The sequence below is a fragment of the Pricia sp. genome, from assembly GCF_041745955.1.
Lineage (GTDB): Bacteria > Bacteroidota > Bacteroidia > Flavobacteriales > Flavobacteriaceae > Pricia.
Window position 1 is genome coordinate 1 of sequence record NZ_JBGTHY010000029.1, and the last position, 9,809, is coordinate 9,809.

Below are 9,809 nucleotides of genomic sequence, written 5' to 3' on the forward strand. Positions count from 1 at the left end.
GCTTTCTTGTTGTCTGCAGGCTGAGGCTTGTCGGCGTCTTTTTTCTCGAAGTCCTCATCTGTAACTACTTCTTGAACGCTGGGCGCATCGGTAATGCCTTCGGTTTCCTTCAAGATTTCTTTCTCGACTACCGGAGCGGCGAAGTTATCTTCTGCATTGTCCCTATCCGTTTGTGCGGCTTCCGGGGTTTTGACGACCTCTTCGGTTTCCGGCACGGCTGTAGCCTTTTTATCGTCGCCTTTTTCGTCTGTAACCTTTTTGTCGGCCTCTTCGGTTTCTTTGGCGTCCTCCTTTTTAGCCTCGGGCTTGTCGGCCTCGGACTTTGCCGCTGGTGTCTCTTTCGCCTCGGCTTCCGGGGCTTTTTCTTTGCTCTGCGCAATATCGGCTTCCGGTTCAGGAGCCGTCTCGGTTACGGCTTCGACTTCCTCGGAAGAATCTTCGCCTTCGGAAGTTTCCGGAAGTTCGGCTTCATTGGCGTCGGCAATACGTTTTTCGTTAATCTCTTTTTCCGCTTTTAGGGCGTCGGCTTTGGCCTTTTCCTTTTCCTTGTCCAATCCGCTTACCTTATCGGAAATTTTGGATTCTTTCTCTTCCAACCAAGTATTGAATTTTTCTTCGACTTGCTCTTCCGTAAGGGCGCCTTTACGAAGACCGCCCAAAAGGTGATGTTTCATCATAACACCTTTATAGGAAAGAATATTCCGGGCAGTATCCGAAGGCTGTGCACCGTTCTGCAACCATTTCACGGAATTGTCGAAATTTAAATCGATAGTAGCGGGATTGGTATTGGGATTATAGATACCCAATTTTTCCAAATATTTACCGTCCCTTGTGGCACGGCTATCGGCGGCAACGATCCAATAAAATGGTTTACCTTTTTTACCGTGTCTCTGAAGTCTGATCTTTACTGGCATATCACATTAATTTTGCAGGGTGCCCGACCCTAGTTATTAATTCTAATTATTTAAGCGGGTGCAAATATACTTCATTTCTTGAAATGGACAATAGAGGGAATACATTATTGTAGAAAATTAAAAATTGACGTTTTTAAGGGAAAAATGACCACCCTCTAAATTATAGGGCGGCAAACCGACATTGCCAATGAAAACATCCTACTCCCGCTCCGCCAGCATATCTATCCCTCTAACCAAGGTGGCCCGATGCTGCGCCACAACCCCATTGATCTGTTCGATAATTTCAGGATGCTCCCCAGCAATATCGAACTGTTCCGAAGGATCTTCATTTACATTATATAGGATGGCCGTCGCATGTTCTTCCCGTTCCCCGAATTGTCCATAGGCACCCTCGGTGATGAAGTGAGCCTTGTAATCCCCTAGCCGCACGGCATAAAGGTCGGTACCCCGATAGTAGAACATATTTTTTCTAGGGCTTTCCTTTTTTTCGAACAAAGTAACACTCAGGTCGACGCCGTCGATACTACGGTCGTCCGGGATTTTCGCTCCGGCAAGCTTGCTGAAAGTCGTGAAAAGGTCCATCGTCGAACCGAGGTCGGTAATGACGGTGGGCTTTATTTTTTTGGGAGACCAAAAGATGGTCGGCTCGCGCATACCGCCTTCCCAAGTGGTTCCTTTTCCGGCCCGTAAAAGTCCGGCGCTGCCGCCATGGGTCTCGAACGGTAGCCACGGGCCGTTGTCGGAGGTAAAGACCACAATCGTATTCTCGGCGAGACCTTCCTCTTTTAAGGCAGCCACGATTTTGCCGACACCGTCATCGATTTCGGCGACCACATCGCCGTACAATCCGCGTTCGCTCTTTCCCAAAAATTCTTTTGAGGCGAAGAGGGGAATATGCGGCAGGTTGTGCGCTAGATACACCAAAAATGGCTTGTTCTTATTCTTTTTGATATAGGAAACGGCTTCCTCGGAATAGCGTTTGGTAATCGTATTCTGGTCGACGGGGCGTTCGATGATTTCGGTATTCCGCATCAAGGGCACGTTGTAATCCTCGATTTTGACGGCGGAAAAACCTTCTTTGGCCGCCTCTTTATAATCTTGCCCCCCGGTTTTGTCCATATCGTTGGAATAGGGGACGCCGAAATAGTAATCGAAGCCATTATTAGTGGGCAGATACTGTTCCTTATGCCCCAAATGCCATTTTCCGATACAGGCAGTGCTATAGCCTACTTCTTTTAATTGCTCTGCCAACGTGATTTCATCGGCGGGGAGCCCGTTTTTCGAATTAGGGAAAAGTACGCGCTGTTTGTTGCTCGCCATACCGCTGCGAACCGGAAGCCTTCCGGTGAGCAAGGCTGCCCTGCTCGGGGTACAGACGCTTGCGCCCGCGTAAAAGTTCGTCCATTTCTGGCCTTCGTGGGCCATACGATCGAGGTTGGGGGTTTTGATGGTAGGGTGGCCAAACACGCCAAGATCGCCATATCCGAGGTCATCGGCAAAGATGATGACGAAGTTCGGAGGTTGCCTTTCGTCGGTTTGTGCGGATCTGACATGCATCCCTATCAAAAGAAATGGAAGGCAAAGGTGTTTTAATAGTTTGGAAAGTAATTTTATGGTGTACATATTGTTAATTTCTTATAGGAATTGAAGATAGACAAATTTCGTATCTTTCAGTTAACTGGAATGTGGCTAACAGCCAGTAAATTAAAATTAAACATATGCGGACCGTTACCATGTATATTCTCAACGAAAAAGCCATGATTCTTCTACGAATTGGGGTTTAAATCTTAAGCAACTTGTCCGCTGCTTAAATCAAAAAGTTTAGCACAGATTCAAAATATACCATATCTTGCATCAATAACGGTATTTTTTGAATCAAAAATAGAAATAATGGCAAGAAAATCAATCACATTTGCGGAAAAACAGGACGAATGGTTAAAGTTCGTGGTGCAACAAGGCCATTATAAGGACGAAAGCGATTATGTGCGGGACTTGGTGCGGAGGGACGAGCAAAAAAACAGGGATTTTCTAATGACGAAGGCCGCGATTCAAGAGGGACTCGATAGTGGTTTCAGTACCCGAAGCCTTGACGATATTTGGTCTCAGGCCGAAAAGGAATATACGGATCAAAAAAATGGGTGACTACCGAATCACGACTAAAGCGGACTCCGATTTACTGGATATTGCCCGATTTACCATACGAAAGTTCGGGGTCGAGCAAGCTAGGGTTTATAAAGATGGTCTTTATAATTGTTTCAAAGCTCTGGCCAAAATTCCTGATTTAGCAAGAAACGCTTCACTATATGCACCGAATCTAAAGCGATATATCTTCAAATCGCACACCATTTTTTTTCGACCGGAAGAAAATGGTATAGCAATAGTTAGAGTGCTTCATCAAAAGATGGATTTCAAGCGGTATTTTTAAGAATTATACCTTAAATGGGTCTGAAATTGACCGTTAATAACTCCTAAAAAATCCTTTTCCAAAACGCTATCCGATTGCCTAATTTTACAGAATGATTTAAACCAATCCGCTATAATTTAAATAGTATGCCGTGGTTGGTTCAAGGTTCAATCGTGCCGTTGACATGCTCAAAGTTTAATGTAAACTTGAAGAACTACGCAGTGGCGATTGAAACTTAAACAGCGAGTATCCAGCAAACCATAAACCCCAAGCAACAAACATGTATTTAATCTTCGACACAGAAACCACCGGACTTCCCAAACGCTGGAACGCCCCCATCACCGACACTGAAAACTGGCCGCGCTGCGTGCAGATTGCTTGGCAGTTGCACGATGCAATGGGCAATCTGGTGGAGCATCATGATTATCTGATTCGCCCCGACGGGTTCAATATCCCCTATGATGCGGAGCAAATACACGGTATTTCCACGGCATTGGCGGAAGAGCAGGGGCTTTCTTTGGCCGAAGTGTTGGAAAAGTTCAACGCGGCCATGGCGAAGACCAAATTCATCGTCGGCCAAAATGTCGGATTCGATCGAAACATTATGGGGGCGGAGTTCCATCGGCTGGCCGTTGAAAATCCGTTGCAAGAATTGCCGGTGTTGGATACCTGTACGGAAGAAACTGCGAAGCTTTGCCAAATTCCCGGCGGGCGGGGAGGTAAGTTCAAGCTTCCTACCTTGACCGAGCTTCATGAATATCTTTTTGACGAACCTTTTGCGGAGGCCCATAATGCTACGGCCGATGTTGAAGCGACAACACGATGCTTCCTGGAATTGGTGCGTAGAATATTTTATCCCAAAGAAAAACTGGATGTTCAGCCGGATTATTTCCAAAACTTTTCCGAGGCCAATCCTCAGGAAATCCAACCGGTCGGCCTGAAGCATATCGATCTTAAAAAGGCATCCCAAAAAATATCCGATAAACTCGGCATCAACGAAACGCAGGAGATATCCAAGGAAGAAATCAAGGAAAATATCAAGACCCTTGAAGACGCCCAATTCACGCATCTGCATAACCACAGCCAGTTTTCGGTCTTACAATCCACTATCAATATTAAGGACTTGGTCAAATCCGCAGCGGATAACCACATGCCGGCCGTTGCCCTCACCGACCATGCGAACATGATGGGCGCTTTCCATTTCGTCAAGGAAGTCGGCGGACACAATAAGGGTGTCCGGGAAAGAAATGAAACGGCGGAGAAACATGGAGCGTCGATTACCGAACAGGAAATTACGCCGATAATCGGCTGCGAATTCTTCGTCTGCGATGACCATACCAATAAAAATGTAAAGGATTACGGCTATCAGATCGTGCTGTTGGCCAAGAATAAAAAGGGCTACCACAACCTCTGTAAAATGTCGTCACTTGCGTATACGGACGGATTTTACTACGTGCCGCGTATCGACAGAAAAATTATACAGCAATACAAAGAGGATATCATTGTACTGACCGGAAACCTCTACGGCGAGGTACCCGGAAAAGTCTTGAACGTCGGTGAAAACCAAGCGGAGGAGGCCTTACTTTGGTGGAAGCAGCAGTTCGGCGACGACCTGTATATCGAAATAATGCGCCACGGACAGGAAGATGAGGACCGGGTCAACCAAGTGCTTTTACAGTTCGCCCGGAAGCATGACATCAAACTTGTTGCGACCAACAACACGTATTATTGTGCCCAAGAAGATGCTGAAGCGCATGATATTCTGCTCTGTGTGAAGGACGGCGAGAAACAGGCGACACCCATCGGACGTGGTCGTGGGTATCGCTACGGATTGCCCAATCAAGAGTACTATTTCAAGTCTGGCGACGCCATGAAGGTCCTTTTCAAAGACGTGCCCGAGGCCATTTTGAACGTGCAGGAAGTCGTCGATAAAATCGAGCCTTTCGAGCTGGCACGTGAGGTGCTGTTGCCCAAGTTCGATATACCTACGGAGTTTAAAGTCGCGGAAGATGAGGCGGACGGCGGCAACCGTGGAGAAAATGCCTATCTGCGGCATATCACCTACGAAGGTGCGAAAAAACGCTATGCAGAAATCACGCCGGAAATCAGGGAACGTATCGATTTTGAGCTGGATACGATTAAGAATTCCGGATACCCCGGTTATTTCTTGATTACGGAGGATTTTATCCGAGAGGCACGGAATATGGATGTTTCCGTAGGTCCCGGCCGGGGTTCCGCTGCCGGTTCGGTGGTGGCGTACTGCCTTAAGATCACCAACATCAATCCCTTAAAGTATGATTTGCTTTTCGAGCGCTTCTTAAATCCGGATCGGGTGTCCATGCCCGATATCGATATTGATTTCGATGACGAGGGCAGGGGGCGTGTTATGGATTATGTCATTAAAAAATATGGCGCGAACCAGGTGGCGCAGATTATTACCTACGGTACCATGGCCGCAAAATCCTCGATTCGCGATACGGCGCGGGTGCTTGATCTGCCCTTGGGCGATGCGGACCGGATTTCAAAGCTGATTCCGACCATGTCCAAATTAAGTAAGATTTTCGGGGTGTCGGAAGCCGATCTGAAAAAGAAATTCCGGCCCGATGATCTAGAGAAGGTTAATCAGCTGTTGAATATCGCCGAGACCGATGATTTAGAGGGCCAGACCGTCAATATGGCACGCGTGCTCGAAGGTTCGGTGCGAAATACGGGAATCCACGCCTGCGGGGTCATTATTACACCCAGCGATATCACCGATTTCGTGCCGGTGGCCACAGCGAAGGATTCCGACCTGTATGTTACCCAATTCGATAACTCCGTCGTAGAAAGTGCGGGACTGTTGAAGATGGATTTCCTAGGATTAAAAACGTTGACCTTAATAAAGGATACCGTCAAGATTGTAAAGGCGAAGCACGGCATCGATCTGGTGCCCGACGATTTTTCCTTGGATGACGAAAAGACATATGAGCTTTTTCAACGAGGCGATACGGTGGGAATATTTCAGTACGAATCCCCTGGCATGCAGAAGCACATGAAAGATCTAAAGCCATCCGTTTTCGATGACTTGATTGCGATGAACGCGCTGTACCGTCCAGGGCCTATGGAGTACATCCCGAGTTTTATCCGAAGAAAACATGGGGACGAAGTTATATCCTATGACCTTCCGGATATGGAGGAGTACCTGAAGGAGACCTATGGTATTACGGTGTACCAAGAGCAGGTGATGTTATTGTCCCAAAAACTGGCGGGATTTTCCAAAGGTGACGCCGACGTCCTGCGTAAGGCGATGGGAAAAAAGATTTTCGCACTGCTTCAAAAATTGAAACCCCAGTTCTTGGACGGGGGAGAGAAAAAGGGACATCCAAGGGACGTGTTAGAAAAAATATGGAAAGATTGGGAGGCCTTCGCCGCCTATGCCTTCAACAAAAGTCACTCCACCTGTTATGCGTACATCGCCTACCAGACCGCATATCTGAAAGCGCATTATCCCGCCGAATATATGGCCGCGGTGCTGTCGAACAACATGAACGACATCAAACAGGTAACTTTTTTTATGGAGGAATGTAAGCGGATGGGCCTTGAAGTTTTGGGTCCCGATGTCAACGAATCCTACTATAAATTCGCGGTCAACCAAGCCGGTGCCGTACGTTTCGGGATGGGTGCCATCAAAGGCGTCGGCCGATCCGCAGTGGAAACCATCGTGGCCAACAGGAAAGAAGACGGCCCTTTCAAATCCGTTTTCGATATGGCCAAGCGCATCGATTTGCGCGCGGCCAACAAAAAGGCTTTCGAAAGTTTAGCAGTTGCAGGGGGTTTCGATTCCTTCGGAACGGCCCACCGCGCCCAATATTTTCAGGACGAAGGCGACGGTGTAACCTTCTTGGAAAAAGTGGTCAAATACGGTGCGAAATTTCAGGAAAACGAAAACTCCGCCCAAGTGAGCCTATTCGGGGATTCCAGTGAGGTACAGATTGCTGAACCTACTGTTCCGCCCTCTGAAGAATGGGGTACGATGGAAAAATTGCGACGGGAGAAAGAAGTGGTCGGCATCTATATTTCAGGCCATCCGCTCGACGATTTTAAAACCGAAATCGATGCGTTCTGTAACGCCGAGGTTTCTTATGTCAATACCTTGGAAAATTATGTAAACCGCGAACTGTCTTTTGCGGGGGTCATTACAGACGTGCAGCATCGAACCTCAAAGAACGGAAAACCCTGGGGGATTTTTACTTTAGAGGATTATAAGGATACTTACGAATTCCGGATATTTAGTGAGCAATATCTTGAACACCGTAAGCATATGTTAATAAATCATATGGTATATGTAAAGGCTTTTGTAAAAGAGGGCTGGATGAATCGGGAAACGGGTAAAAAATCTGAGCCAAGATTGGAGTTCAGGACTGTAAAAATGATTCAAGAAGTCATGGAAACTTACGCCAAAAAACTGACCATCAAACTGAACATCGATGAATTGAAAGAGGAAGGTATCCACCAGTTGAAGGATACCCTAGTGATGCATCAAGGCAGCCATCCCCTTAATTTTGTCGTCTATGAAATGGATCAGCAGATAAAGGTCAGACTATCAAGCCGGAAGCAGAAAGTACAGATTTCGAGCGAACTCTTGGCGAGTTTGAAGGAAAATCAGGTGCATTATACCTTAAATTGATTGGATACCCCAATACCGTTATAGTCAAAACGAATCCGTATGGAGTAAGAAAAACATGGAATATTTGACTAAGTTTGCATAATCAATAAAAGTAGAAATTATGGCATTAGAAATAACGGACGCCACTTTTGATGAAGTCGTCCTTAAAAGTGATAAACCGGTAGTAGTAGATTTTTGGGCGGCATGGTGCGGCCCCTGTAGAATGGTAGGGCCCATCATCGATGAGGTGAGTACCGAATACGAAGGCAAAGCCGTTGTCGGTAAAGTCGACGTAGACGCCAACCAAGAATTTGCAGCGAAATATGGCGTACGGAACATACCTACGGTACTCGTGTTTAAAGGTGGCGAAATCGTGAACAGGCAAGTTGGGGTTTCCCCCAAGAAAGCCTATACCGACGCCATTGATGCGGTGTTGTAGACATTTTAATTCTCGAAAGGGAAATGAAAATCAAAAATCCTGCTTTGGCGGGATTTTTTGATTTTATAGGGGAATGTGATACACATCAGCCAAGGAAAATTAAAGGTTCAATAGCTACTTCGTAGAACCTTGAACCTGCCGAAGGCAGATTGGATTTTGAACTATATGGGCTTGGTAAACGTTAGCCCCCCTCTCCCCTCCTAAAAAACCTCTATCTTAGCACAATGAACCTACAATCGGAACTGAACAAGGCCTCCCTTTTCCAAAACCTCGAGCTTTTGGCGAATCAGGTCGTAGAAGGTTTTATCAGCGGAATACATAAAAGTCCGTTTCATGGGTTCTCCGCCGAATTCGCCGAGCATAAAATCTACAACAATGGCGAAAGCACCAAACACATCGATTGGAAGCTTTTTGCCAAGACCGACAAGCTCTACACCAAACGCTACGAGGAGGAAACGAATCTGCGCTGCCATATGATATTGGACAGCTCTGCCTCGATGTACTATCCCGAAGTGAAAAATTTGGGTATCGAAAACCTCAACAAAATCGGATTCGGGGTTTTGGCCATCGCAGCCCTAATGAACGTACTGAAACGGCAAAGGGATGCCGTTGGCTTAAGCGTGTATTCGGGTGCGTATGATTATTTTTCTCCCGAAAAGGGCAGCGAGCGTCATCACCAGATGCTTTTGGCAAAGCTCGGCGCAATAAGCTTGGAGACCAAACCCGCCCAGCAGACCGAAACCTACACCTGTTTGCACCTCATTGCCGAAAAGATCAAACGTCGAAGCCTAATCTTTTTGTTTACCGATATGTTTCAGACCGAAACCGCTGATGAAAAATTGTTCGAGGCGCTGCGGCATCTCAAATACAATAAACACGAGGTGGTATTATTCCATCTGTTGGATAAGGAAACGGAAGTACATTTCGATTTTGAAAACACCCCCAAGCGTTTTCTGGATGTGGAAACCGGAGAACACATCGACCTATACTCAGATTCCATCAAAGAAGCCTATGAAAATAGTGTAGCCCGATACTTCGAAGACTTAAAACTGAAATGCGCCCAATACCATATTAAGTATGTCGGTGTTGATATCAGGGGTAATTTTTCAACGGTACTGAACACCTTTATGACCGAACGGCAAAAATTTCTGTAAAGCATCGGATTATTTTGCAAAAAATTGTTTGCCCAATTCAATTAGCAGCGTATATTTGCAGTTGCTTATCGAAACGTGTCCACGCTTTTGAAAAGCATTTGAACAAGATTTAAATCCCGCTGTTGCGGGAGTCCGCATCAAGCGAACAAAATCATTGGTCTGGTAGTTCAGTTGGTTAGAATACCTGCCTGTCACGCAGGGGGTCGCGGGTTCGAGTCCCGTCCAGACCGCCAAGTAAACAAGGGCCTCCGAG

At 46.5% G+C, this 9,809-nt stretch carries 6 protein-coding genes, 1 tRNA gene and 1 pseudogene; 6 read left to right on the forward strand and 2 right to left on the reverse strand.

The features are described from left to right. Positions 1-338: 338 nt before the first annotated feature. Positions 339-914, reverse strand: a pseudogene (locus ACEW8S_RS01000) (30S ribosomal protein S16); the annotation flags it as partial. 198 nt (positions 915-1,112) lie between these two features. Continuing rightward, a complete protein-coding gene (locus ACEW8S_RS01005) occupies positions 1,113-2,537 on the reverse strand; it encodes a sulfatase (protein ID WP_373516331.1) in 1,425 nt (474 codons plus the stop codon). A gap of 267 nt (positions 2,538-2,804) precedes the next feature. Here ACEW8S_RS01005 and ACEW8S_RS01010 point away from each other — a divergent pair, with 267 nt between their 5' ends. From ACEW8S_RS01010 to ACEW8S_RS01035, 6 genes are all read left to right on the forward strand, one after another. Beyond that, positions 2,805-3,056 (forward strand): type II toxin-antitoxin system ParD family antitoxin, encoded by a 252-nt coding sequence (locus ACEW8S_RS01010; protein ID WP_373516332.1) that lies wholly within the window; start codon positions 2,805-2,807, stop codon positions 3,054-3,056. Further along, positions 3,049-3,339, forward strand: coding sequence for a type II toxin-antitoxin system RelE/ParE family toxin (locus ACEW8S_RS01015; protein ID WP_373516333.1), 291 nt, complete (start codon positions 3,049-3,051; stop codon positions 3,337-3,339). Before ACEW8S_RS01010 ends, ACEW8S_RS01015 begins: the two co-directional genes overlap by 8 nt. A 259-nt stretch (positions 3,340-3,598) precedes the next feature. Then, a complete protein-coding gene (gene dnaE, locus ACEW8S_RS01020) occupies positions 3,599-7,984 on the forward strand; it encodes a DNA polymerase III subunit alpha (protein ID WP_373516334.1) in 4,386 nt (1,461 codons plus the stop codon). A 100-nt stretch (positions 7,985-8,084) separates the two neighbouring features. Further along, positions 8,085-8,402 carry a co-chaperone YbbN gene (gene trxA, locus ACEW8S_RS01025; protein ID WP_373516335.1) on the forward strand — a complete coding sequence of 106 codons (318 nt, stop codon included), beginning with the start codon at positions 8,085-8,087 and terminating at the stop codon, positions 8,400-8,402. A gap of 224 nt (positions 8,403-8,626) precedes the next feature. Then, a complete protein-coding gene (locus ACEW8S_RS01030) occupies positions 8,627-9,556 on the forward strand; it encodes a DUF58 domain-containing protein (RefSeq protein WP_373516336.1) in 930 nt (309 codons plus the stop codon). 156 nt (positions 9,557-9,712) lie between these two features. Beyond that, positions 9,713-9,789, forward strand: a tRNA-Asp gene (locus ACEW8S_RS01035). Positions 9,790-9,809 lie beyond the last annotated feature (20 nt).